We start from the raw sequence: 222 nt of genomic DNA, 5'->3' as shown, positions 1-222 counted from the left end.
CGTAACGGGTGGGATCGGGAGATCCGCCGCCGTGCCGCGCTGGCGGCCGAGGCGTCGTCCCGGCCGCGGGCTTCCGGAGGCGTCGCGCTGACCCCGCTGGACCGCACTTTCCGCGACGAAAATATTGTTTATCCGTACGTGTCGGCCAGGATCGACCGGGCCCGCCGGCAGGTCGAGATCACCGTCGAGGGCCCGTCCGGGCCGGCGCCGGCCGACCCGGTC

Annotated in this window: 1 pseudogene; it reads left to right on the top strand. The window is 73.4% G+C overall.

Features of this window, described 5'->3' with window-relative positions:
* Positions 1-222, top strand: a pseudogene (locus IH26_RS61905) (2,3-epoxybenzoyl-CoA dihydrolase); the annotation flags it as partial.

This window comes from Actinoplanes subtropicus (assembly GCF_000721705.1).
GTDB classification, from domain to species: domain Bacteria; phylum Actinomycetota; class Actinomycetes; order Mycobacteriales; family Micromonosporaceae; genus Actinoplanes; species Actinoplanes subtropicus.
This window is presented reverse-complemented; position numbering and strand designations above follow the sequence as displayed.